The sequence below is a fragment of the Paenibacillus sp. sgz302115 genome, from assembly GCF_056120445.1.
Genome location: NZ_JBVYOK010000012.1, coordinates 57,783 through 84,034, shown reverse-complemented (window position 1 = coordinate 84,034; position 26,252 = coordinate 57,783). Strand labels below are relative to the sequence as shown.

Sequence of the window (26,252 nt, the reverse complement as noted above, 5' to 3'; positions counted from 1 at the left end):
CTTCTACCAACCACCAGGTGAATCATGATATGCTGATGGCAAGAGTGGCGCGGAAAGTGACAGACAAAAGAGTGCTGACACTGATTCGTGTCTATCTGTACGCCAGGGTCATGGTGGACGGAAAGTTGGTGCGCAGCTGGGAGGGAACGCCACAAGGTGGTCCGCTCAGTCCGCTTTTAGCGAATATTCTACTGGATGATTTGGATAAGGAATTAATGGGGCGAGGCTTGTGATTTATACGTTATGCGGACGATTGTAACATCTTTGTGGCGAGTAAGCGAGCAGGTGAACGAGTCATGGAATCGATAAGCCGATTTGTAGAAGGAAAGCTGAAACTGAAAGTGAACCGGGAGAAAAGCGCGGTAGCCAGACCTTGGAACCGTAAGTTCTTAGGGTTCAGTTTCCTGAGCCAGAAACAGGCAACGATTCGCTTAGCGCGAAGACAATCTCACGATTCAAAGAGAGAATTTGTGAATTGACGAATCGAATGTGGTCGATTTCCATGGAGGAGAGAATTAACCGCTTAAACCGCTATATGATGGGTTGGCTAGGTTACTTTCGACTAGCTCCGGCAAAGACGCACCTCCAGAACCTGGACCAATTGATTCGTAGAAGACTCCGAATGTGCCTATGGAAGCAATGGAAACGGGTCCGTACACGAATTCGGGAACTACGAGCGCTCGGCGTTCCCGAATGGGCCTGTTTCATGATGGGAAACTCACGCAGAGGTGTATGGGAAATGTCCCAGAACATAAATAATGCCCTTTCTACTTCCTACTGTGAAACGAAAGGGCTGAAAAGTTTGCTTTCACGTTATCTGGAGCTTGGTTAACCTTTTGGAACCGCCGTATGCGGACCCGCATTTCAGACTGTCTAACAACAGATTTCTAAGCCCTTTTAAAAGCATAAATTTATGCAATTTCACTCTCATTAGCGTTGTGCATTTAGAAATCGAAGAAGCTCGGTCTCTGAAGAGACGTATGAGCTCCTTCACTCCCTTTATCTGATCAACCTCTTGAGATTATAAGCAAGACAAATCAGAATAGTTTCAGTGCCTACTGATGCCAACCCTCGTCTTAAAAAGTTATGTACAGCCTAGGTGACGTTTTATCGTCCAAAAATGGTGCTGGGCGATTGCCGCTCTCTGCTTATATGTATTGCTTTGACTACGGGTATTTTCGGCAATCTGCTCAATCGCTTCTTCCTCTCTTAGTCTGGTTACTGACCACTCACCTTTGGCTGACGTGCAGAGATCCTTTTGTCCGCAAATATCGAAGGTTTCATAGGTGTAACGCTTGTACTCTTTTCCATCTTGTTTTCCATTCCATTTGAATGGTAATTCATAACCAGATATATCTATCGTTTATGGCATCATACTCAAAATTCTCTTTATCAAATCCGCTAGCTACTTTGTTCTCCTTTCCCTTCTGTGGTTTTATTAAGAGTTCGGTGTTTTCGTTGACAACATCGATGATTTTAAGACAGTTATAGTAACCTGTATCGGCCAGAATTGTAATTTTTTGATCACAGAAAACTTGCTTTGTCTTCTTTGCCTTGTTGGATATAGAGCTTGAGAAGCTCTTGTCGGCGGTAAGGTTTTTGCCCTGCTTTGGATCCCGAATACACTTGGAACCCCAGTCCTTCCAGGATCAAGCTATCTACGTAGGCATCGATAACTCGAACAGGATTTTCTTCTTCTACAAATTCGTCCAATGTATATGGCAGTAAATGAATTTGATGTCTATCTTCACCTTCAATATAAGGCATATGCGTTCATCTCCTCAGGTAAGAGAGTTCAACATTGGACATCTATTTTCATGCCTTAAATGGATATTGTTTAAAAATTGTTAGACAGTCTGATGTACGGTGGTGTGAGAGGACGGGGGCTTACCGCCTCCGCCTACTCGATTGCCCTAAGAGGTGGTTTATTAGTTTGAGAAAGCGAACGATTTTTATTTTCTAACAAATATTGCCTAATGACGTTTGTAAAGTCTCTATGCTATACTGTTTTCCGTAGCTGCCCAACATTAACAATAGTTAGTAGAACATACATATGTATCTTCTAATGGAACAAGCTCAGGTCAAAATTTGAAATTATTTTTTGAATAAAGCGCAACTTTCTCAAAACTTTTGCGTTTAAGGTGTAGAATCAATTACACAAGGTACATGTTGAACAGCTTTCGTAGCTAAAGAACATTGCCGAATGGAAAAATTAGCTTTACGTGACTTGAGGCACATTGTATAATACTTAGGTAGAATTAGGAATCTACTATTGTCATGCCATGAATTTGTTTACAAGTTTCTGTGATACCCGTCACAGACATTATTTATACTTAATATGCTCAACTCGGGAAAGGGGGTGCATCGGCTAATGAGTGACATGAGCTACCCAACTAAAGAAAATTCTCAGTTCATGAACGTCCAAGGAGGAGAAAAAAAGGTTATGAAGAAAATTTTATCCGTAGCATTATCTACAGCAATGGCATTCTCGATGTTTGCCTCTGTAGCGTTTGGTGAAACTGCAACAACTCCACAAGCAAAATTTGATGCTTTGGCAGCTAAAGGTATCCTTAACGGATATCCAGACGGTCAAGCTCACCTTGAAAAAGATCTGACTCGCGCTGAGTTCGCTAAGATCGTTACTAAATTGTTTGGTCTTACTGAAGTAACTGGCAAATTGTCTTACAAAGACAAAGGTTACACAGCTAAGATGTGGGCAGTTCCTTACATCGAAGCTGCTACTGCAGCTAACTTGATGCAAGGTAAAGATACTGTTAAAGGTATCTTCGACTACAACGGTAAAGTAACGGTTGAAGAAGTAGCGGCTGTATTGTTCCGCGCTCTGAAACTTGAAACTCCAGCTACAACTGATAACTCCGCATCCAACTGGGCTAAGGGCTATGCTCAAGCAGTTGTCAATGCAGGTCTTTTTGCTAAAGGTACTAACTTCAAAGCTAACGCTACTCGCTCTTTGGTAGTAGAAGCTGCTTATGCAGTTGACCAAAAAACTGCGGTTCCTACGCTGACAGTTACTTCTGCTGAAGCAGTAAGTCCAACAAGCGTAGTTGTAACTTTCTCTGACAAAACAACTCAAACGGTAACCTTGACCACTGCACTGGTGGAAGGTGTTGAAACAACAATCAATTTCAAACACCTAGAAAAAGACTACACAGCAAAAGTAACACTTGCTGCTCCTAAGGTTGTTTCTGTAACTGTTCCAAATGCTAAGCAATTGGTAGTAACATTCAACCGTGCTGTTGATACTTCGACTTTAGCTTCCAATGATAAGCTTAAAACTGGCGTTATCAGAGTAATTCCTTTGAATAATCAAAGTGCTATTACAACAGACGGAGCTGAAGTTAGCGTAAATGCTGCTGGAACAGAAGCTACAGTTACCTTCCCTGGCCTTGAGTTCCTTAAGGGACAATACACTGTAGTTGTAAGTAACAGCGTTAAGACTACTGCTGGAACAGCTCTTGCTTCCTATAGTACACTGCTGACTGCTGCTGATACTGTAGCTCCTACAGTTGCAACTGTTAATGCTGCTGCTAAAGCAACAACTAACAAAGTGTATGTTAAATTCAGCGAGCCAGTTAAACCAGCTGGAATTATTGCTAGCGTGAACGGCGTATCTGCTACAGTAACTCGTGAAACTTACGATACTTTCAGCTTGACAGCAGGTACATTGAATGCAGGTTCTTCTTATGAAGTATCCTTGCTGAATGTTACTGACTTTGCTGGTAACCTGGCAAATCCTAACCCAATCAAGACAACTGTGGCAGTAACTTCTGATACTGCTGCTCCAACAATTACTTCTGTTACACTAGTAGGTGATACTGGAATCACTGTTAAGTTCAACAAAAAAGTAAGCTACGAATCCCTGATTGGTAACGTGCGTTTGTTGAGCGCCTATGGCGATGCTCAAGGTACACTGGTTGTAACTTCGACGGCTGATAGCGATACTATCAAGTTCAAAGTTCCTGCAGGATTTAAACTGCCTGATTCCGGTACTTTCAGCGGATCTCTGGTCTTTGGTGCAACGGTTCGCGACACCTTGGGTAATACTTTAGGTACTCCAGTAACGCAATCGATCACAATTGTAAAAGATGCTACAGCCCCTACAGTTGCTAGTGCAACATTCAGCAGCGACAAAGGCTTGGTTGTAACATTCTCTGAGGATGTTGAATGGGTAGGTGGAACACCTACTTTGATTAAGGATTCTACTGGTCAAGCATTGACTGCTGCAAACTACAGCGGCCCAGTAGTTGACGGCGCTAAGCTTACTTTCCCTAATGTGAAAGATCTTGATGGATCTTACACTCTGCGTCTTCCTGCCGGTTTGGTAACAGACCTTGCTCTTGCTAAGAACAAATTGGTTGCAACAACTGTTGCAGTTACAGCGGCAGCTAGTACAACAACTGATACTGAAAGACCTGTAGTTACAAGCATCACTTACCTTGAGCCTACTGGTGCTGCTCCTGAGATCATCTTCACAGTAACAGCTACTGATAATGTTGGCTTGAGTGTTGCTTCCCTGCGTGATGTGAACAGCTATACTCTGGGTAGCAAAGCACTTCCAAGTGGTTCTTATGTTCAAGTAATCAGCGCCACTGGAACTGTAACTTCCCCTACTAATGCAGTAGTTGAAGTACATGTTCCAAAAACTGCAATAAGCAAAACTGAAGCGATCGAATTTATTGCTTTCGGTATTACTGACACTGCAGGAAACGGATCATTTGCTAATTCCATCAAACCAGTACTTGCAGACCGCGTTCAACCAACGCTTGATGCAGCAGCTGTGTCTTCTGGAGATAGTTCACTTCTGCAATTGACATTCTCTGAGCCGATCGATCCTGCTACTCTTAATGCTGGTGACTTCACAATCATTGTGAACAACAACTCGGCTACGCCGGCAACAATTTCCGGCGGCTTCATTGCTGGTGTTGGTAACGATGCAGGTAAATTCTATGTTAGACTTGCAGGTTACTCTGACCTCAACGCTAACAACGTAAACAGTATCTCTGTTAAAGTTAACGCAAATGCAACTACTAAAGATAAAGCGGGTAACTTGATCGTTGGCGATAAGACAGTATACGCTAAGTAATCTCCGATTACCGAAGCACAGAATAGCCTCTTCGGAGGCTATTCTTTTTTTTAGGATTTTTTTACTCTGTGAAGGAGGAAGCTGATGAAAACGGTATTGAAAGTTTCCATAGTAACTGGGCTGCTTGCTGGGGGAGTATGGATTGGCTCTTTGTTAAATGTCACTGCCGAAGGAGCCAGTGTTGGATCGCAGCCTGGAACGGCGGATGATCCGGTGGTTACCAAGAGCTATGTAGATCAACAAATACAGAAAGCCATTCAAGGCGGCAGTATTGCTACTCAAGCGCCTACTGCTACGGCTACTCCGGCAGCAACGGCTGCACCAACGGCAACGCCAGCTCAAAATGCGGGTAACGAGGCTAAGATTGTTGACGTAAAACCTGGGCAAATTTTGATTGCCGGAGCAGGTGCAGAATTTATCGTTCGAGCCGGTAAGGCCGTTATTTATTCGAATGATGCCAATGGCGTAGCAGATTTAACGGATGGTGCTGATCTTGCTAACGGCGTTGCTGCTCCTTCCAATCATTTGTTGTCTTTTCCACGTGAAGGTCGGGGTATAGCTGTTCAAGATGGACAAACATTAGGTCTGGTTGTAATGGTCCGTGGCACATATACCTTAAAATAAGCAAGATTCAGGTTAATAATTATGGTATTACAGAATTTTTGTTTTCCTATAAAATAGGATGCCCTTTTATTTGGTGCAGTATACTTCGGCACTCATTCCCACAGTTGACAAAGATTGAAGCGATTGAGACTGATGGATTCCGCGTACAATACTTCCTGTAATCTTAAAAAATCTTCAGGAGGTGTTATCATGGCACGTACTAACCGTACAGTGGTACCGGAAAGCCGGGCAATGCTGAAACAAATGCAGTATGAAATTGCTTCTGAATTTGGTTTATATGGCGCTTCTTATGGCGGCGGGGCAGATACAGAATTTGCTTCCGAACTTGGAACAATAGGTGGTGGGATGGGTGGCAGATTATATCTGGGACACCTCACCTCCCGCGATAATGGATCTGTAGGCGGGGAAATAACCAAGAGGCTTGTGAAGCAGGCCGAGCAGTCTCTTTTCCAATAATATCGAAGCGTGAAGGGACTGGCTTCAATTGACAGCATCCGGCAAATAAGTTAATATGACTTTTGAGGAAAGCCATCAACCTTTTCCGATTGGGAAAGGTTCATTTTTTGAACTTATCCGATTTTATTTCTATGGCCTGTTATCTATTAAGGAGAGCCCCCTTATACAGTGTCAGACTAACAATATGGGAGGTTGTTGTAGTGTCTATTAAAGGACGTCATTTGTTTACTTCCGAGTCCGTAACGGAGGGGCATCCGGATAAAATCTGCGATCAGATTTCTGATGCGGTACTGGATGCTTTTTTGGCTAATGATCCTAATGCCCGTGTGGCCTGCGAAGTAGCTGTTGCAACTGGCCTAGTACTGGTGATCGGAGAAATTAGCACCAAGTCTGAATATGTAGATATCCCGGCGATTGTGCGCAATACGATCAAGGAAATTGGCTATACACGTGCGAAATTTGGTTTTGATTATAATACATGTGCAGTCTTAAGCTCGCTTAATGAGCAGTCGGCTGACATCGCTCAGGGGGTAAATGCCGCCTTGGAGAACCGTGATCCTGCACAGGTTGCTGAAGAAACCGCCAATATTGGTGCCGGTGACCAAGGTTTGATGTTCGGTTTTGCTACCAATGAAACTCCTGAACTAATGCCGCTGCCGATTGCTTTGTCTCACCGTATTGCTAGACGTTTGTCCGAGGTTCGCAAAAATGGAACGTTGGAATATTTGCGTCCTGATGGCAAGACACAGGTTACGATTGAGTACGATGGTGAGAAGCCGGTACGTGTAGATACAATCGTTGTATCGACCCAGCATGCCGAAGAAATCTCGCTTGAGCAAATCCAGGCTGACATCAAGGAAAATGTGATTCTGCCAGTGGTTCCTGCCGAGCTGCTTGATGAGAATACCAAATATTTCATTAACCCGACGGGACGTTTTGTAATTGGCGGTCCGCAAGGCGACGCTGGTCTGACTGGACGTAAAATTATTGTCGATACGTACGGCGGATATGCCCGTCATGGAGGCGGTGCCTTCTCAGGCAAAGATCCGACCAAAGTCGATCGCTCCGCAGCTTATGCCGCTCGTTATGTAGCTAAGAATCTGGTAGCTGCAGGTCTTGCCGACAAATGTGAAATTCAACTGGCTTATGCAATTGGTGTAGCTAATCCTGTCTCGATTAATGTGGATACATACGGAACAGGCAAAATCAGTGAAGAGAAATTGGCCAAGCTGATCAGCCGCAATTTTGATCTTCGTCCGGCTGGCATCATCTCCATGCTGGATCTGCGTAAACCTATTTATAGACAGACCGCAGCATATGGTCATTTTGGACGGACTGATGTCGATCTTCCATGGGAACGTGTAGACAAAGCTGAGTTGCTGAGAGCGCAAGCAGACCTATAAGTATGCCTTTGCTTTCTATTTTCAGCGTAATGCTCGACTAAAATATTGTATGAATGCCTGCAGGACGGCTCTTCGATAGTTGAAGGCTGCTTCTGCGGGCTTTTTGGTGTGTCTAAAAATGGACTAAAGAGTGCCTGGCTGTATCTCAATATAGAAGTCTTCTAAACTTTGGAAGCTCTTTTGCCGAAATATAAGAATATATGTAAAGACGAAGTTATGGCTTGAGAGGAGTCTATCACTGCATGAAAAGAAAAATTTCCATATTGGCGGCACTCATTCTGGCAGGAGATTTGGTCTTGGGGTCTGTGTCTTCATCAGTCGGAATCGGAACACCGGCAGTTTTTGCTGCGAGTGAATTTGGCATAACCGCAACTTCACCAGCTGCGGGAGAGACAAATATTAATGTTGCTTCCTCAATCAAACTAAGCTTTGACCGTGTGGTGAACCCACAGAGTGGAGATATCACTATTACCCCGGTGGGTTCAAGTACACCATTTGCTACAATCTCCGTTGGCAGCGCCGGACTGTTTGGCAGCGCCAAGGACTATGAAATCAAGTGGGGAGCAGGTAAGCAACTAGAGCCCAATAAGAGTTACACGGTATCCATTCCTAGGGGAGTGTTCAAGGATGGTGCAGGGGCGGAATCTGCGGCTACTTCCTGGACCTTTATCACGGCGCCGATAGCTAACCCGTCGCTTATTTCAAGTGAGTACTCACCGGCGAATAACTCACGGGTTGATGCGGCAGCGCTGACGCAGCTCAGTTTTAAGCTGAACAAGAGGCTAGTGAGGGGCGGCGGCTCTGTCAAGCTTATCTCTTCAGCTAATAATTCACTGATCCAGGAGTTTAAGATCAAAGACGGCGAACCCTGGGTGGATGTGCAGACTGACGAGGTTTCCACCACAGTAAGACTAACACTGGCGAATAAGCTTGCAGTTGGCAGCACCTATTATGTATTAGTCGATAATTATGCGCTAAAAGATGATGAGAATAAAACCTTCTCCGGAATATCCAGTGGCAGCGTGTGGAGCTTTTCGACCAAGGCTGCCGGAGTAAATATGACAGTCCTGCCAGCTGGAGGGGCTACTGGAGTGTCGCCTACGGGGGATGTTCAGCTTGTCTTTGACCGTCCGATGATGCCTGCTTCCGGCGTCATTACGTTAACACCATTGTTTTCTCCAGGTAATACTAAATATTTCAACGTCAACTCTTCGGTTGTTACAGGCGGGGGAACCAGTACTATAACACTGGATACAGCATCAACTGCGAATCCGCTGCCAGAAAATACTTTTTATACGGTATCCGTACCACAAGGGGCTTTTCATGATCAGGACGGGAATTTATTTCCCGCGTCAGGGACGTATACTTGGAGCTTTACGACGGCTAAGCTAACGAGTTTTGGCGTTCAGGCGCTCAGTCCGGCGGACCGCAGTGAAGGTGTAAGTCTCAATCCGGCCATTAAAATCACATTCAACCGCGATGTCGTTTTAAATAGTACGGTTGCCAATCCGGTAGTCCTCTATAAAGGGGATGGAACCAAGCTGACTGCACCTTTATCGGCAGGTGCTACGGCAAGTGAATATATTATTACACCTGCTGCGGCATTAGAAAATAACACGACCTATTATGTGGACATCGCAAACGGAGCCTTTGTAGACGCCAAGAATAACCAGGAAGTTTTTGGTGGGATTAGCGGCAAGAACAATTGGAGCTTCCGGACGGCTGTATTGGATAAGACGGCCCCTGTGTTGTCTGCAGCGCAGATGGATAATAACCGTACCATTCGCTTGAAATATGATGAAGCCTTAAGTGCAGGTGCCGCTCTGCTCCCTTCCAGCTTCACGGTGACGGTTAATGATGAGAAACGTGCGATAGACAGTATCTACGTTCAGGGAGACAGTGTTTATATTACGCTTAGTACAGGTGTGGCGGTTGGACAGATTGTAAAAATCAGCTATACGGGCGGTTTGCGGAACATACAGGATTTGAGCGGGAACAATGCGGCTGCCTTCTCACTGCGTCAAGTTACAAATGGTGTTCAATCCGTACTGTCTATGCCCAAAGACGGAGTGATTTCTTCCAAAACAGTAGTTTTGAATTTTAATGATGCTCTAAAGGCGGTCTCGCCTAATGCATACAGCCAGTTTAATGTGTATGCGGACGGCTACTCGCTTGGGGTTAACTCTATTAGCTCCAGCGGTGGCGCTGTAACCCTTGGTTTGAACAACGAAGCAACAAGTGCACAAACGATTCGCGTAGCCTATTCCGCAGGCTCTTATCCGCTGCAGGATGTGAATGGCTTGAATATAGGGAATTTCAGTGATTTTTATATCCGCAACGCCGCGGATACAACTCCACCCCTGTTTCAAAGTGCTACCGGTTCAGGCAAAAATATAGTGCTGACCTATAATGAGGGCTTGTCTTCAACGAATCTGCCGATGAACAGCCAGTTTTCCGTGCTGGTGGGCAGTACGCCAAATTACGTAACGTCTGTTGCGGTAAGCGGCAATCAGGTGACGCTGACGCTTCAAAGCAATCTGGTGGCTAATCAGGCGACTACCATCTCATACGTACCGGGAACAGCCGGGATCAGCGATCTTAACGGCAACCGTGCCGCCTACATCAACCTGCAGCCATTGGGCATTTCAGCGAGCAGCAGCGGCACATCCGTACCGGATATCAGTTCTGCAACAGTAACAGGGGACGAGCTCACCGTAACCTTCAGCAAAACGATGCAGGCGTCCAATACATTGTATGCCAATCAGTTTGGAGTCAGAGCGGATAGCAGCAGTATTGGAGTACAGTCTTACTATCTCTCCGGCAATACCCTTAAATTAACACTATCCAGTGTGATAAAAGCAGGTCAAACCGTCGATTTGTCCTATATGTCCGGCTCAGGTGTGATTAAGGATCAGAGCGGCAATACGTTTTCTTCTTTTAGCGGGCTTTCCGTGCAGAATCTGACAGGAATAAGCTCATCAACAGCGGCAGGCCGTCCGGCTTACCTGGGCACACTGGCAGCCAGTGAGTTCGGAAAAGAGTATGCCCTTCTCAAAAGCGACTCGGCGACACCGGCAGATGACCGTTCGATTTACAGCCAGTCGGTAAAAAGATACAGCCTGACCGCCGACCGTCTGACCGCCAGTTATGATTACTTAATCAAGCTCGGGACTCCTTCTTTGGCGTTTGAAGTACCTTCAACGGAACCAGCAGCCTATGTGACGCTGCCGCTCAAGCCGCTGCTGGATGCAGTGAATCGTGATAAGAAAGCTGAAATCCTGATACGCTATGGGGATAACTTATACAAGCTTGCTCTGAATGATGTGAATATGACCAGTCTTGCCGCCACCTTGATTGCGGACAGTCAAAATATCTCGCTTGTCCTGCGGCTCGATAAGGTGCCAGCCGGTACTTTCACACCGTTTGAACAGAAGCTTCAGACTCAGGGACTTCGGACGATAACCGGACTTGTGGATGTACGTCTGTCCGCTGCGGTAAGCAATAATTACACCAATGCCAAGGCACTGAGTGTACCGGCTGAGTACACCGTGCGTACAACTTCTACTCTGAACAGTGATCAGACTTCAGCCGCCAGACTGGATCTTGCTTATTATGATGCGGCTTATCTTCCTACCAAGCTCAGCTCGTCAGGAAGCTATACTGTAATCCGTGCTAATATGATCGGCAACCAGGTTGTAGGAACGTTCCTCTCCACGCGGAGCTTTACTGACATGAGCAGTCACTGGAGTAAATCCATTGTGTCTCAGTTGGCTGCCAAAAATATCATCGACAGCAGCTATGGCAGTACCTTCAACCCTGAGCAGAAAATTACCCGCTCCGAATTTGCTGTTATGCTTAGCCGTGGTCTGGGTCTGCTGGGAAATCGTGAGACAGCGCAGAGCTTCAGGGATGTGCAGACCTCCACACAAATTGGCGATTATATTGGTGCAGCGGCCAAAGCGGGGATTATTACCGGAAATACAGATGCAACATTCCGCCCCAATGATAATATTACCCGTGAGCAGCTGGCGATTATGATTATCCGGGCTATGGAGTATAGCGGTAATCCGGTAACCTTGAATGGCACCCCATCGTCAACATTAGCTGCCTTCAAGGACCGTGCCAGAATTCAAAGCCAAGCCGCTGAATTCGTAGCCAAAGCGGTGCAGCAAAAAATTATCCTCGGTATGACCACCACTAAATTCGAGCCGCAGGGCAATGCTACACGAGCTCAAGCTGCGGTGATGCTGCAGCGGATGCTTACGACTGCAGGGTATCTGTAGATTATTAAAATAGTAATGTATCTGGAGGTCCCGCTATTGCGGGGCCTTTTTTTTGTGATTAAGAGTTGGCAAATTTCCCGCAGAAACGGCTGAGCTATCCTTCTAAAGACGGCGCAGCCGTTTCTGCTTGCGTTCACCAGGCTATTCCAGCAGGGGGCTATTTTGGCTTAAATCTAGCAATATTCGCAACTTTTCCTCTGAAAATCAGTCTATTAAAGGTATAGCGGGAAACTAGAAACGTGTTCCCAGACTTTGATAGATTCTTGTATTTAAAAAAAGAGATGGGAGAGTTACGCTGAAATGAATGAAGTTTTCATGGAGAAGAAACGCGGAGAGCAATCGCGGGGATTACAGAAGCTGCATGCAAAAAAATGGATTGCTGCCTCACTGGCAGGAGTGCTGTGGATTATGCCGGTCATCGGCAGTGAAGGAATCCCGCAATTTGGCTCCGGACCGGCACCTGTGGCTCACGCAGCGGGCTCTTTTGCTGTAACCAAGCTGGGTGAAGAGGTAGTTACTTCAGGTGCCATTATGATGAAATATAAATTTACAACGTCCCGTTCCGGCAAAACAGCCACAGGGCTGGCAGATGTGATTCGGGTAGATCTAAACAATCCTTATGTCTCCATTGATGTAATGACCGGTAAAGGCGGGAAATTAACGACCCGGCAAAGCACAGGCGGGATGGCAAAAGAGACGGGAGCCGTTGCTGCCGTGAACGGTGACTATTTCAATACAGGAGGCGAGGGGGCGCCTATCGGCGGCCAGGTATCTGGTGGCGTCGTTGTTTCATCACCTTCGCAGCTCGACGGAATGTACGCTTTTGCCGTGACCAAAGACCGGAAGCCGGTAATTGACGAGTATTCCTTCGAAGGTCTGGTAACCGCAGAGGACGGATCACAGTTTCCGTTATCCGGTATCAACAAAGGAGCGTACAGTCCAGAGGGCGGCAGTTCCATTTATAGCCACGCCAATGCCGCATACATATATACGGATGCCTGGACCGCACTGGATCGTCCGAAGAACAGCTCCACTACCCCTACAGAGGTGTTGGTGGAGAATGACGTAATTACCCAAATTTCTGCGGATAAGGCGTTGCCTATAGCCGTACCAAAAGGAGCTTATATTTTACGGACACACGGGCTTGGGGCTGCGTTCGTGAAGAATCATCTGGTTGTTGGGCAGAAGCTGAGCAGTGTCTACACCCTGCGCTCCAAAACTACACAGCAGGAGCTTGATCCGGCATCCTTGCAGATGATGATCGGGGGACACACCATTCTGGTGAACGACGGTAAGGCGGCAACGTTCTCCCGTTCCACCTCCAGTATCGGCGGATACCGCGCACGAACGGCTCTGGGCTACTCGCAGGATGGCCGGTATGTGTATGTGATCGCAGTCGAAGATAATGGGAACAGTGCGGGGATGTCGCTGACTGAGCTGCAATCCTTCATGACGAACATCGGTGTCTGGAAAGGGATGAATCTGGACGGAGGCGGTTCTACAACTATGGTGGACCGGCCGCTTGCCGAAACCTCGACTACACTGACCTTCAATACCGAATACGGCACGGAGCAGCGCAGCATCGTCAACGGACTAGGGGTCTATACCTCGGCTCCGCAAGGGGAAGTGAAAGGAATTAAGATTAGCGGCAGCTCTGTACTTCTGATCGGGCAAAAGGCAAGCTATTCATTAAAAGGCTATGATACGTACTATAATCCAATTGATGTTGCAGCCTTAAGTCCAGTATGGTCGTCAAGCGGCGGCAGTGTGACGGTAAACGGTGGAGAAGCCACCGGAGTTAAGCCGGGAACTGTGAATTTGACAGCCACTAGCGGCGCTGCCAGCGCTTCCACCAAGATTACCGTCCTTGGCGGAGATGATATCTCCAGCCTCACTGTCGGCACGGCGACGGCACCGCTTGCGGCCGGTGCCTCCGTGTCCGTCCCAGTGACCGCTGTAGCCAGCAGCGGAGCAACGCTCACTGTTCCGGCATCAGCGCTAAAGTGGGAATTTATTGGCTTTAAGGGCAGTGTGCAGGATGGCAAGCTGACGGTTAATTCGGTAGATTCAGGCGTTACTACAGGATATGCTATCGCCCGTTATGACGGCTTCAGCACTGCGGTTGTGTTGTCCACGGCGGCAGCTACGGCTTGGGAGGATTTTGAGAATGTGAGTTACCCGATTGCGTTCACATCCAATGTGAGCAGTGTCGTGGGAACCGCAGCAGTCCAAGCGGGCAGCGCTGAGCGGGCAGGCTCCAAGGTACTGTCCCTCAGCTATGATATGACCGCAGGCAGCGGTAAAATGTACGCTTATGCCCAATTCAACGGGACAAGCGGCAAAAGCATTCCGGCTGCGGCAACCTCCATGTCGCTGGACGTTATGGGTGATATGAGCTTAAACTGGCTGCGTGCTGAAGTCGTAGACGGAAGCGGAAATACATCCTATATCGATCTGGCCAAGGTGATTGACTGGAATGGCTGGAAGAGCCTCAATATTGATCTGTCAGGCTCCGGCATTAAATTCCCGGCAACCCTAAAGCGGCTATACGTGGTGAATGTGGAGGAAGGGCAGGATGAGCGGGCGAAGACAGGAACAGTTGCTTTTGACAATTTGTCGTTCGTAATGCCGTCGCTGTCCAGCGAAGCTGGTCTTCCGAAGGGCACAGCCGCAATGAGTATCGGCTCCAAGTCGATGACTGTGAACGGCACCAAGAAAGCGATAGATGTCTCTCCAATTGTCAAAGATGGAAGCACATATGTGCCGATCAAATATGTGCTGGATGCTTTTGGCGGCAGTGCGGCATGGGACCCGAACACGAAGAAAATTATGGTGCTGCGCGGAGCCAAGGTCCTCGATCTGACTGTGAACAAGAAGGAGTTTGTGCTGAACGGAAAACGCCAGGGTGCAGAAGTAGCGCCTGTGATCCTGCAGGGCAGGACTTTAGTACCTCTTCGACTGGTATCGGAGCAGCTTGGATTATCCGTAAAATGGGAACAGAAAACGAAGACCGTAACTATCGAATCGTGATATGGTAATATTAAAGGAAAGCCTTTAATACGATCCGATAGAAATGGGGCAAGCATCCGTGGAATTTCAAGCCGATGCGATAGATCGCGTCATTAAGAATACCATCGACGTGATGGAGAGCAGCAAGTATCAGATATTTGAAATATTGCAGGTTGCACGGGATGAGCTTGTTGCGCTTAACAAAGAACTGCAGCGGGTCATGGATGAAACGGATGAAACATTGCAAAAGGTAGACAAGCTTGAGCTGCAGTATCACCGATCTCGTATCCGGCTGACAGAGGTCAGCCGGGATTTTGTCCGCTATTCCGAGAAGGATATCCGGGTCGCTTATGAGAAAGCAACGGAGCTACAGCTTGAACTCATGATGACGAGGGAAAGGGAGGTCTATCTTCGGAGCAGGCGGGACGAGCTGCAATTGCGGGTCCGCAGCGTGGAAAATTCAGTAGAGCGTGCAGAGTCGATTGGCTCCCAGATGAGTGTTGTCTTGGAGTACTTATCCGGGGAACTAGGTCAAGTGACGAGAATTGTCGAATCTGCGAAGAATCGGCAGATGATCGGCCTCAAGATTATCCTGGCTCAGGAAGAGGAACGGAAAAGAATTGCCCGGGAAATTCATGACGGTCCCGCTCAAATGCTGGCGAATCTAGTCCTTAGGACGGAAATTGTAGAAAGAATGCTGGTGAAGCAGGAATTTGGGTTGGTACAGGACGAAGTAATAGACTTGAAAGGTCAGGTTCGGTACAGCCTGGAAGAAATGCGCAAGGTGATTTTTAATCTGCGTCCGATGGCGCTCGACGATTTAGGCCTGATTCCGACACTGAGGAAATACGTGCATGATTATGAGGAGAAGACGAAGATCCGTACCTCTTTTGAAACAAGAGGGAAAGAGCACCGGCTGACCTCAGCCATGGAGGCAGCGGTATACCGTCTGGTGCAGGAAGCTTTGTCCAATGCGGCGAAGCATGCGTTCCCTAGCTACGTGTTGGTAGAAATTACTTATCAGGCACAGTTGATCAAGATCGTCGTGAAGGACAACGGATTAGGCTTTAATGTGAAGAAGGTAAGCGAGCAGGGCAATCGGGAAAGCTTTGGGCTGGTAGGCATGCGGGAACGCGTGGAGCTGCTCGAAGGAAGAATGGAAATATTGTCAGCCGAGAATCAGGGCACAACAATCATCATTCACATTCCGACGAATGTAGAGAAGGGAAAGGAGTAATGTGATGGAAAACCAGAACCCTGGCAAGTCGCCCATAAAAGTTCTTTTGGCCGATGATCATCAGTTGTTTCGTGAGGGGCTTAAGCGGATTTTGAATATGGAGGAGGATATTGAGGTCATTGGCGAATGCGGTGACGGTATTCAGGTGCTTGAGTTTTGCAATGAAAACAAACCGGATATCGTGCTGATGGACATCAATATGCCGGTTGAGAATGGTGTCGAAGCCACGCAAAAGCTGCGGGAAATGTTCCCGGATGTCAAAGTGATTATTTTGTCGATTCATGATGATGAGAGTTATGTATTCGAAACGCTGCGTAAGGGTGCCAATGGCTACTTACTGAAGGACATGGAGGCTGAATCACTTATTAATGCTATCCGTTCCGTCTGTGAAGGCCATGCGTTCATTCATCCAAAGGTAACAGGCAAGCTGATTAACCAGTTGCGGCGCATGACTTATCTCAATGAGACGGGCGCTATTGCTGAAACTGCGGTTAAAGAAGCGGGTGTCAAATTTGTTGCAGGTGACAACAATCCGCTGACCCGCCGTGAAGCAGAGGTTCTCCGGCTGATGGCTGAAGGTAAGAGCAACAAGATGATTGGTGAATACCTGTTCATCAGTGAAAAGACCGTCAAGAACCATGTTAGCAGCATCCTGCAAAAAATGGAGGTTGACGACCGTACGCAGGCCGTAATTAATTCGATCAAATATGGCTGGGTAACATTATAAACACAGGGCTAACGTTTTAAAACATTACATATAATGCTTGCAGCCGCACTGCTGCAGTCAAAGTATTGTTTCAGTTTTCGGTTATAGGGAGACACGGTATTAGTGGAAAAGTGCAGCGAGGCTGCATAAAGCGGGGATGGTTGGCCGTAAGGCGGTCTTGGGCAGTCACCGACCTTTGATCACCGGCATATAGTGTCGGTATAAGAGGAGGTGTATCTCTATGGTAGCCCAGTTAATCTGGATTGCGGCCATCTATGCATTTGCGGTGCTGCTGGTTCATATTCTGCATAACCGGGAGCAGTCCCCGCAGCACATTCGGTCCGGGAAGCGGCTTCATTATATTCTCATTACCCGAAATCATGAATATGTGGTGGAATGGTATATCAGAGCGCTGACTTTTTATGCTTTGCTGAAAGGGAAGCTGCTGCAAGTAACCTTAATGGACGATGATTCGAGTGATGGAACATTGGCCGTAGCCTCCAGGCTGGCCCGCAGCGGTTCCGCATTGGAGTTCGCTCCGGTTATGCGCACCTTGCAGGCGGGTATTGAACCAAAGCTTGGAATTGTGGTGGATTTGCGCGAGCCCGGGCAACCGGTTCCGCTGCCTTTTTTGCAGATGCGGGGAGCAGGGGATGCGAAGCAAAGCGAGGCGAACAATCATAAAAAACGCAAGTGATGCAAGAAGCGGGTGAAGCACACTCTCCAGAATTCGGGGAGTGTGCTTTTTTGCGTTGTTGGGAAAGCATGGATTGGGAGAAACCGGGGAGGTTTGGATATTTACCGAGTGAATAATTACATAATCTTTTGGGGGCGGAATGGATGAAAGCTGCTGTGTATGCTGTGAGTTGTGATGGAAACTGGAAAATATGGATTACGCTCGATATAAGTGTAGACAGCCTATGGTGGAGAGGTGCTGGACGAGAACACGATGGCTGGAACAGCAAGGTAGCAGACAAGCTGGTGCTGTTGTCTCCATCTCTCCCTCTTGGCTGGGCGGTAAAGCTGCGTGAGAGCTGCCGGTCAATTCATGCGATGCAAGAGTGGAAGGAAGAGGACTGGGCGCAATATGTCGCAGATGTGTTGAGTATTGAGCTTCGGGAGGAGCGGGAGAGGGGAGGTCTGTGGGATGAGGGTTGGATCCATGAAGGAATTTCTATCTGCGAGCCATTAAGGGATGGCATCTTGCAATTCGGGCAGAGCTGGAGGGAGGTAGGGCTCGAATGGAACAATGAAGAGAGAACTGTCAACTTGGTTAGAGGACACTCAGAACTGTGGAATGGCTTGAAGGAGAGAGGGGTTACTGAGCAAGCCGTTTCTATGGGAGGGAAGAGTGATCAGAGTGATCACAGTAGGGCTATAGTTCAGGCTGGTCACACAGAGGAAGAGATAGGGCGATTAGCACTTGGAGCAGCAACTGAGCAGTTGGTAAAGGCGCTCGCAGGACGCTCGCTGCTCCAGCCTGAAGCGGAAGCCCTCCTGGCGGAGGCGCTTCCGGAACAGCACGGGCAATGGCGGGCCGCGGCGCAGCTCGCGCATTTGCAGGGGCGGCTGAGGTTTGAGGCTGCCGTCGCTGCTCCTGCGCCGCGCAGCGCAGGAGCCGGCTGGGCGGCGCGCCTCTTGCAGGCTGCGGCGCTTCGCCTGCCCCGGCGCGGCGCTGCTGCCGCCCGCCGCGCGCAATTGCGCTGCCTGCGCTGCGGCAGCGCCGCCACCGGCCGCACGGCATGCGCCGCGTGCGGCCTTGCGGGCTGCGCCTATTGCGAGGCCTGCCTCGCACTCGGGCGCAGCCGGGCTTGCGCGCTGCTGCTGCGCAGCGCGGCGATGCCGGCCGTGCAGTGCACGGCCGGCACTTCCCCCACCGTGGCGGCACGCCGGTGGGGGCTAAGTGCGGCGCAGGCGGGGGCCGCCGGCGCTGCACTGGGGTTCCTGGCGGAGCCGCGGCAGCGCTCCGCCGCCAAGAGCCCAGAGCGGTTCCTGCTCTGGGCGGTTACGGGAGCGGGAAAGACGGAGATCACTTTCCCGCTCCTTGAGGCAGTGCTCGCTGCCGGAGGCCGAGCGCTTGTAGCGACGCCGCGCCGCGACGTCGTGCTGGAGCTGGCGCCGCGGCTCGCACGGGCCTTCCCGGCGGAGACACTCGCCGTGCTGTACGGCGGCAGCGCAGACCGCTGGACCAATGGCCGGATCACCCTGGCCACCACCCATCAGCTGCTGCGCTTTCACCAGAGCTTCGATCTGGTTATACTCGATGAGGTAGATGCCTTTCCCTTCCATAACGATCCAATGCTGGCTTATGCCGCAGAGCATGCCTGTAAACCGGGCGGCTCGTTCATCTATCTGTCTGCAACACCTCCCAAAGAGCTGCAGCATCTGGCCCGTTCCGGCAAGCTTCCGCATGCTAGGGTTCCAGTACGCTTTCATGGTCATCCGCTGCCGGTACCCCGGCATTTAGAGCAGGCTCCGGTACAGCTATGCCTGAAGCGCGGATTCCTTCCCAAAGCGCTGCTGCAAGCACTTCGCGGGTCATTCACACGCGAGGCACAAATCTTTTTGTTCGTATCGCGAATTGCCCACATCGAGGGGGTGCTGACCCTGCTCCGTCGAAGCTTCCCGGGCGCTGCTATTGAGGGCACCTCCTCCCAGGACCCGGCGAGAACGGAGAAAGTTGCGGCTTTTCGCAGTCGTGCAATTTCTCTTCTCGTAACTACCACCATTCTCGAACGGGGAGTTACGGTTCCACGCAGTGATGTTTTTATCCTGGATGCGGACAGCAGCCTGTTTGACGAAGCAGCTTTGGTCCAGATGGCAGGAAGGGCCGGACGCTCCCAAGACGACCCGGCGGGAACAGTGTTATTTGTATCGCCGCAGTGGACAAGATCCCAACGGGGAGCAATCTCGCAGATCCGCACCATGAATGCCATTGCCCGCAGACAAGGTTATTTGAACACAAATAAGCCTCACCGGAGAAAATGAAAAATCTCAATTCGGCAAGGAGGGTTGCCCATGTTTGCCCTAAATACTTGGCTGCAAAAAGCTCAGACCCTGCTTTATCCTTCCTCTACTCCATGTCTTATTTGCCGAAAAATCAGCCAATTTTCATCCGAACTGCCTGGAGTTTGTATGAACTGCGAAGCCAGCATCCCGTGGATTCGCAGTCCGCGCTGCTCCAAATGCGGCAGACACGTTGGCTGCCCTGACTGCAGCCGCAGCAGTGAATCTGTGCCAATCGTCTGTAACCGCAGTGCAGTAGCTTATACAAGCGTGATGCGCGAAACTTTAGGCCAGTATAAATACCGTGGAAACGAACGGCTTGCTCCCCTGCTTGGCTTGATGCTGGACAGAGCATATGACATGCTCCAAGCAGAACGCAGTCAGGCAAGCCGTAAAGTGCCTTCTGCTCAAGGACGCGCCTTCTTGTCTATCTTTTCAGGTAAACGTTCCGCTGGCTTGTGGCAAGCCGACCTGCTGGTCCCGGTACCCGTGAGTGACTCCCGGCTTGCGGAGCGCGGCTTCAATCAGGCGGAGCGGCTTGCAGAGGTTCTGTCGAGGCGCAGAGGGATTCCTCAGCTTCCGCTGCTGATCCGTACCCACCACACAGGTAAACAGAGCTTCAAAAGCCGGGCCGAACGGCTAAGCGATATGAAGCATGCTTTTGCCGCCAACCCGGACCCAGCAGTAGTATCGTTATTTGCTGAATGGCTTGAGTCTGTCAGGCCGCAGAGTCGGGAATGCCCGCTGCAAATTATCATTGTTGACGACATTTACACGACAGGAAGTACAATCCGTGCCTGCGCAGAGTCGCTTAAACTGTTGGCCGGCAGCTTTGGTCACTTAGCGGAAATATATAGCCTGACCTGGGCCCGTTCGTAAAGGGTATGTTAAACCACCGTTAATACTTTTTTTGTTATGAAAATATAATCAAAGGGATTCTATAACCGATACTAATCATAGACAGAAGTTCTTACAATCATGTAATCTAGGAGCATAAGATGTTTATATGCTGCACACACTGTATGGAAGGGAGCCGCTGCTGAAAATGAATCTTGATAATTGTCCAAGATGCGGCCGGTTATATGTCAAAAATATTATGGACCTGTGCCAGCCCTGCATTAAGGAATTGGAACATCAATACGAAATATGCGTAAACTATTTGCGTGAGAACAGAGGCACCAATATTCAGGAGTTGTCCGATGCGACGGGAATTTCGATTAAGGAAATCACCCGTTTTATTCGCGAAGGCCGGATCTCTATAGCAAATGCGCCTAATATGATGTACCCCTGCGAAGTATGTGGAACCTTGATCCGAGAAGGGCCTATGTGTGAAAGCTGCCGCAGCCGGCTGCGGAAGGATTTTTCAAATGCGGTCAAGGAAGTTGCAGCGGCTGACACTCCTAAAAAGCCGGGAGAAGGCGCATATCGGGCCGTCGATAAGCTCCGCGAATAATTAAATCAGCAAAAAAACGTTTGCAGCTATAAAAAATGTTTCAAAACTGGCCGATAAACTTAGTAAAGATTATCGGCTTTTTTATATTAGAAGGAAGGTGAAGTAATGAAAATTAACGAGACCGGACGGATTAATCCCATTAATCCATATCAACGCAATGCGGAATCGCAAAGACAGGAACAATTGAAGAAGAGTACACGCAAGGATGAGGTTTCAATTTCGGATGAAGCCATTAAGCTTTTGCAGGCCCAGCAGAGCGGCAAGATTGATGCTGAACGTTCCAGCAAGATTGAGAGCTTGAAACAGCAGGTTTCCGCAGGTACCTACCAAGTTGACGCAGCCAAACTCGCAGACACACTCGCCCCTTACTTTAAGCAATCCTCCGAGAATTAGGTGAAGACACCCATGCCATTGACAACATTGATAGAATTGCTTGAGCGGCTGGACGAAGTGCATATTCAAATGCTGGATCTGGCCGCTTTCAAGAAGATGACCATTATAGACAACAAAGTGGATGGTCTTATCGACATCATGAACCGGGAATCCAAGCTTATGAAGCAGATCGGTCAGCTTGAGGAGAAACGTGCCGAAGCTGCTTATGCTTTTCTGCAGGGGGTCGGAATCCGCTCCAACTTAAATCTGAACCTCACAGAGCTGTCCCGCCTTGTATTTGACCCTGAAGACAAGTCGCGGCTGGTGCACATTCAGCAGAAGCTTTCAGGCACACTGCATCGCTTGAAAGAGGCCAATGAGCTGAACCAGAAGCTGATTGAGCAGTCGCTTACCTTTATAGATTATTCCCTGGATTTGCTCGTCGGAAGGCCGAACCAGGATATTACCTATCATCATCCGTCCGACAAGGGAAGCAGCGCCGCCCGGCCGGGCCTTTTTGACGCCCGCGGATAGACCTATCTTTCTCGCAGGCCGGTTTGCCGGAGCAATCACAAGGGAGGAACAATTAGCATGACATCCACATTTCATTCGATAGAGACGGCAAGACGAAGCCTGTTTACCCAGACCTCTGCGCTCAACACAACCGGACATAATATCGCCAACGCCAATACAGAAGGCTACACCCGCCAGCGTGTCAACATGAAGGCTGCTTCACCTATTGAGGCATACGGTCTTACTAACTCTGCCGTTCCAGGCCAACTGGGTACTGGGGTGGAGTTTACATCCATAGAGCGCATCCGTGAAATGTTTCTGGATGATCAGTACCGCGGTGAGAATTCCGCCAGCGGCAACTGGAAAATCCAGTCCGATACCCTTGATAAGCTGGAAGCTATTGTAAATGAACCCTCCAATACAGGGATTCGAACAGTGCTTGATAATTTTTGGAAGTCCTGGTCGGACCTGAGTAAGAATCCGGAAGATCCTACGGCCCGCAAGATTGTAGTGCAGACTGCGCAATCCCTTACGGATGCCATGAATTATATGAGCACACAATTAAATAATCTGGACAGAGACCTTAATACCAACATCGACGTTAAGGGGAAAGAGATCCAGAGTTATCTAAGTTCAATTGCCGATCTTAACCAGTCCATTGCCAAGATCGAAGGCATGGGTGATCATGCCAACGATTTACGGGATCAACGTGACCTGATGACGGATAAGCTGTCTAAGATTGCTAACATCACCGTCGTAGAAACAGATGCTGGATATAACATTTCACTCGGAGCGCAGCAGCTTGTTCAGGGGGCAGCAGTTACTGCAACGGTAGACAGTGCATTTCTCAACACCGCCTATACCTCTGGGGACTTGAAGGCTGGAGAAGCTTATGGCATGATTTTCTCCAGTAAAACTTATGTGGCAGATTATAAGAAACAGTTGGATAGCATGGCCAATACCATGGCTAATGGTGAAGTGCAGGTTACGATTCCTGCAGGCTCTACTCTTCCTGCAGGTACTACAGTTCTTAAGGATTCTGAGATTATCAATTCAGATGGAACGAAGACCACACTTCTTGCGGGCACAGCAGTTCCTATACCGCTAACAGGTGATCTGAAGACCACAGTAAAGGGACTTAACGGTTTACACAAGCTAGGATTTGCAATGGATGGCAGCACAGGTCGTGATTTCTTTACTCCTTCTGTTATTGGCGAGCCAATCACTGCAGGTAATCTCCGGCTTAATCCGGAAATCACAGCTGATCCTACTCTATTTGCTACCTCTCTCCGGGCAACTACAGATAGCGCCGGGAAAGTCACTGTAATAAAAGGAAATAATACTATGGCTCTACTGTTTAGCAATATGAAGGACAACAATACCTTCACAACTGCGGACGGAATCAAGTCTGGCACTGTCGGATCTTATCTCAGTTCGATGGTTGGCCAATTGGGGATTCAATCACAGGAAGCTACCCGTCAGACGAGCAATGCGGATTATCTGGTCGAGCAAGTGAACTCCCGCCGCCAGTCAGTGAGCGGCGTATCCCTCGATGAAGAAATGTCGAATATGTTAGTATTCCAGCATGCATATAGCGCAGCTGCACGGTTTATGACGACGTATGATGAAATGCTCGATAAATTGATTAACTCTACCGGCACAGTCGGCAGATAAAGGAGGAATAGCTTATGTTGAGGGTAACCTCCAATATGATGAACTCACAGCTGCTTCTTAACCTGAACCGTAATGCGCGTACCATGAATAACACGCAACTACAGCTATCCAGCGGACGCAAAATTAATAAGCCCTCCGACGATCCGGTAGGGATTACATATTCGTTGCGCTATCGTGCCGAGCTTTCATCCAACGAGCAGTATCAGAAGAATGTAGATAGTTCAATTTCCTGGCTAGACTATAACGATACTATTTTGGGTCAGGCTGGAGATGTTGTTCAACGCCTTCGCGAATTGACGGTACAAGCTTCGAACGGAACTAACCCACAGTCAGCACTTGACAGCATCAACCAAGAAGTGATGCAATTGAAGGAACAGCTTGTGGATATCTCCAATAGTAAGCTTAACGGTAAATATATTTTTAACGGCGAGAAATATGATACCAAGCCTTATGATTTTCTTAAAGGGGCAGATGGTACCTATGATGTAACTCAACCTATTGTCACAGATCCAGGTCAGATAAATTACATTGTGGGCGAAGGAGTACAAATGCCTATCAATATTACTGGGAACGATGTATTTGGGTATACAGGGGATGCAGATAATCTATTTACTGTTATCAACAATATTTCGGCAGCGTTGAAATCCGGGGATTATAAAGGGGTTTCCAACCAGCTTGATAATATTGATACACGAGTTGAGAAGATGTTGACAGCTCGCTCCGAAATAGGTGCAAAGACAAACCGTGTGGAGTTGATGCAAGATCGCCTGGGCGACCTGAACACGAATCTGACGGATCTGCAGTCCAAGACAGAGGATGCTGATTACGAGGGACTGATTATGCAGTCTAAGATTCAAGAGAACATCTATAATGCTTCTCTGTCTGTAGGCGCCAAGATTATTTCTACGACCCTCGTCGACTTCATCAGATAACTGAGGGGGTACTCGCCGATGCAGCCTATACTGCAGATTCGACAGACGCCGGCACTGATCGGCATTGATGCTGATCCAGGCTCATACTCCATTAGGCAACCCAAAGCGGAAGTGAATGTAACTACCACTCCTGGTGAGCTAACAGTTCAATCAACTCCTCCGGAGTTAAGGATTGATCAATCTGCAGCTAGGGCCGCTTATAACGGTGGAGGCATGCTGGAAATGAATAAACGAATTTATTCTGGAATTCAGCAGTTGTATCTCCAGGGCATTGCAAGGAAGGTTGAGCAGGGAAATCGGATGGCTGAGTTTTTCAAACCAGGTAATACAATTGCTGAGGTCTATGGAACAGATACCCAGCCTAACTCATTTCCTGAGATTCGTGGCCCGGCTTCATATGACAATGTGGAGATTCATTTTGAAACTAAAGCTCCTCAGATCAATTTCCGTCCTGCTTCAGTTGATGTAGAAGTCGTGAGACATCGCCCGGAGATCGAGTACACCCGTGGTAAGCTGAATATATATATGCAGCAATATGCTTCGGTGCAGTTTATTCCACCGGAAGTGAATGTTCAAATGTAGCTTCTAAGCTATAGATGTGCCAGAGAGCGCTTCTATAGCTTTTCTGCTATCATGTATGCGAGTGAGAGGGTCATTTAAGAAGATAGTTTTGCTCGGCAAAACTTTGAGGAGTGAACAACTTGATTATAGAAACGCTGTCCTGGGGGAGAATTGAAGTAACGGAGGAACAGTTATACCATTTTGCGAAAGGAATTCCTGGCTTTGACGAAGAAACTGACTTCGCTCTAATTACTATGGAGGGGTCTCCTTTTTGGGTATTGCAATCTGTGAAGCAGGAGGGATTATCTTTTTTGTTAGGTGATCCGTTCATTTTTTACCCCACTTATGAATTTGAGTTGCCTGATGATGAAGCGGAAGAGTTAGGGATAGAGTCGGACGTGGCCATTCGCTGTATTATAACTTTAAAAGAACAGGTGGACCAGTCTACAATTAACCTTCTCGCACCTATCGTATTGAATCCTGCTAAGCGTTTCGGCAAACAAGTTATACTACATAAATCTCCTTATCATACGAAGCATACTTTGCTGCAAGAGCAGCAGGCTATTGACGGAAAGGTTGGTGGTTGATATGCTCGTGCTTTCCCGTAAAAAAGGAGAGTCTATTATCATTCAGGATCAGATTGAACTAACCATTTTGAGTGTAGATGGAGATACAGTGAAGGTAGGGATTTCAGCCCCCAAGCATGTCGATATCTTTCGTAAGGAAGTATATCTCTCCATACAGGAAGCCAATCGCGAGTCTGCAGCACCGCTGCAATCTGATTTGAATGCGTTGATTCATCGTTTGCGTGGGTCTAGCAGCCAAGATTAATTATGTTTCTATGTGGATAAGAACCTAACACCTGAAAAGGCTTGGGTTCTTTTTATTTTTTCAAAAAATTAGAATAATAAATTAAAAA

General features: G+C 48.1%; 20 protein-coding genes and 1 pseudogene. 20 read left to right on the top strand and 1 reads right to left on the bottom strand.

Features of this window, described 5'->3' with window-relative positions; all coding sequences use genetic code 11:
- Positions 1–14 precede the first annotated feature (14 nt).
- Positions 15–832: pseudogene (locus tag AC0LWN_RS20980) on the top strand (reverse transcriptase domain-containing protein); the annotation flags it as partial.
- 692 nt (positions 833–1,524) lie between these two features.
- On the opposite strand, the gene AC0LWN_RS20975 reads toward AC0LWN_RS20980, so the two are convergent.
- Positions 1,525–1,767 carry a hypothetical protein gene (locus AC0LWN_RS20975; RefSeq protein WP_474668728.1) on the bottom strand — a complete coding sequence of 81 codons (243 nt, stop codon included), beginning with the start codon at positions 1,765–1,767 and terminating at the stop codon, positions 1,525–1,527.
- 604 nt (positions 1,768–2,371) lie between these two features.
- Between AC0LWN_RS20975 and AC0LWN_RS20970 the strand changes: the two genes are divergently transcribed.
- The 19 genes from AC0LWN_RS20970 to csrA all read left to right on the top strand — a co-directional run bounded on the left by AC0LWN_RS20970 (position 2,372) and on the right by csrA (position 26,164).
- Entirely contained in the window at positions 2,372–5,104 is a 2,733-nt protein-coding gene (locus AC0LWN_RS20970) for a hypothetical protein (protein WP_474668726.1), read from the top strand.
- An 84-nt stretch (positions 5,105–5,188) separates the two neighbouring features.
- Positions 5,189–5,728: a hypothetical protein gene (locus AC0LWN_RS20965; RefSeq protein WP_474668724.1), complete on the top strand. Its 540-nt coding sequence runs from the start codon at positions 5,189–5,191 to the stop codon at positions 5,726–5,728.
- A 189-nt stretch (positions 5,729–5,917) separates the two neighbouring features.
- Positions 5,918–6,184: an alpha/beta-type small acid-soluble spore protein gene (locus tag AC0LWN_RS20960; RefSeq protein ID WP_458966016.1), complete on the top strand. Its 267-nt coding sequence runs from the start codon at positions 5,918–5,920 to the stop codon at positions 6,182–6,184.
- Between the two features lie 200 nt (positions 6,185–6,384).
- Positions 6,385–7,587: a methionine adenosyltransferase gene (metK, locus tag AC0LWN_RS20955; protein WP_458966017.1), complete on the top strand. Its 1,203-nt coding sequence runs from the start codon at positions 6,385–6,387 to the stop codon at positions 7,585–7,587.
- A gap of 242 nt (positions 7,588–7,829) precedes the next feature.
- Positions 7,830–11,870, top strand: coding sequence for an Ig-like domain-containing protein (locus AC0LWN_RS20950; RefSeq protein WP_474668721.1), 4,041 nt, complete (start codon positions 7,830–7,832; stop codon positions 11,868–11,870).
- 300 nt (positions 11,871–12,170) lie between these two features.
- Entirely contained in the window at positions 12,171–14,900 is a 2,730-nt protein-coding gene (locus AC0LWN_RS20945) for a stalk domain-containing protein (RefSeq protein ID WP_474668719.1), read from the top strand.
- Between the two features lie 58 nt (positions 14,901–14,958).
- Positions 14,959–16,116 carry a sensor histidine kinase gene (locus AC0LWN_RS20940; RefSeq protein ID WP_474668717.1) on the top strand — a complete coding sequence of 386 codons (1,158 nt, stop codon included), beginning with the start codon at positions 14,959–14,961 and terminating at the stop codon, positions 16,114–16,116.
- 4 nt (positions 16,117–16,120) lie between these two features.
- Positions 16,121–16,843, top strand: coding sequence for a response regulator transcription factor (locus AC0LWN_RS20935; protein WP_458966021.1), 723 nt, complete (start codon positions 16,121–16,123; stop codon positions 16,841–16,843).
- 220 nt (positions 16,844–17,063) lie between these two features.
- Entirely contained in the window at positions 17,064–17,519 is a 456-nt protein-coding gene (locus tag AC0LWN_RS20930) for a hypothetical protein (protein ID WP_474668714.1), read from the top strand.
- Between the two features lie 143 nt (positions 17,520–17,662).
- Positions 17,663–19,810, top strand: a complete 2,148-nt coding sequence (locus AC0LWN_RS20925) for an ATP-dependent helicase ComFA (protein WP_474668712.1) — start codon at positions 17,663–17,665, stop codon at positions 19,808–19,810.
- 147 nt (positions 19,811–19,957) lie between these two features.
- A complete protein-coding gene (locus AC0LWN_RS20920) occupies positions 19,958–20,707 on the top strand; it encodes a ComF family protein (protein ID WP_474668710.1) in 750 nt (249 codons plus the stop codon).
- A gap of 166 nt (positions 20,708–20,873) precedes the next feature.
- A complete protein-coding gene (locus tag AC0LWN_RS20915; RefSeq protein WP_474668903.1) occupies positions 20,874–21,281 on the top strand; it encodes a TIGR03826 family flagellar region protein in 408 nt (135 codons plus the stop codon).
- Between the two features lie 105 nt (positions 21,282–21,386).
- On the top strand, positions 21,387–21,674 hold the full coding sequence (flgM, locus tag AC0LWN_RS20910; RefSeq protein ID WP_474668708.1) for a flagellar biosynthesis anti-sigma factor FlgM: 288 nt from the start codon (positions 21,387–21,389) through the stop codon (positions 21,672–21,674).
- A gap of 12 nt (positions 21,675–21,686) precedes the next feature.
- Positions 21,687–22,187, top strand: a complete 501-nt coding sequence (locus tag AC0LWN_RS20905; RefSeq protein ID WP_474668706.1) for a flagellar protein FlgN — start codon at positions 21,687–21,689, stop codon at positions 22,185–22,187.
- Positions 22,188–22,244: 57 nt separating this feature from the next.
- Positions 22,245–23,840 (top strand): flagellar hook-associated protein FlgK, encoded by a 1,596-nt coding sequence (gene flgK / locus AC0LWN_RS20900; protein ID WP_474668704.1) that lies wholly within the window; start codon positions 22,245–22,247, stop codon positions 23,838–23,840.
- A gap of 14 nt (positions 23,841–23,854) precedes the next feature.
- On the top strand, positions 23,855–24,772 hold the full coding sequence (gene flgL, locus AC0LWN_RS20895) for a flagellar hook-associated protein FlgL (protein ID WP_474668702.1): 918 nt from the start codon (positions 23,855–23,857) through the stop codon (positions 24,770–24,772).
- An 18-nt stretch (positions 24,773–24,790) separates the two neighbouring features.
- Entirely contained in the window at positions 24,791–25,354 is a 564-nt protein-coding gene (locus AC0LWN_RS20890) for a DUF6470 family protein (protein ID WP_474668700.1), read from the top strand.
- 119 nt (positions 25,355–25,473) lie between these two features.
- Entirely contained in the window at positions 25,474–25,920 is a 447-nt protein-coding gene (gene fliW, locus AC0LWN_RS20885; protein WP_474668698.1) for a flagellar assembly protein FliW, read from the top strand.
- Between the two features lies 1 nt (position 25,921).
- Positions 25,922–26,164, top strand: a complete 243-nt coding sequence (gene csrA, locus AC0LWN_RS20880) for a carbon storage regulator CsrA (protein WP_474668901.1) — start codon at positions 25,922–25,924, stop codon at positions 26,162–26,164.
- Positions 26,165–26,252 lie beyond the last annotated feature (88 nt).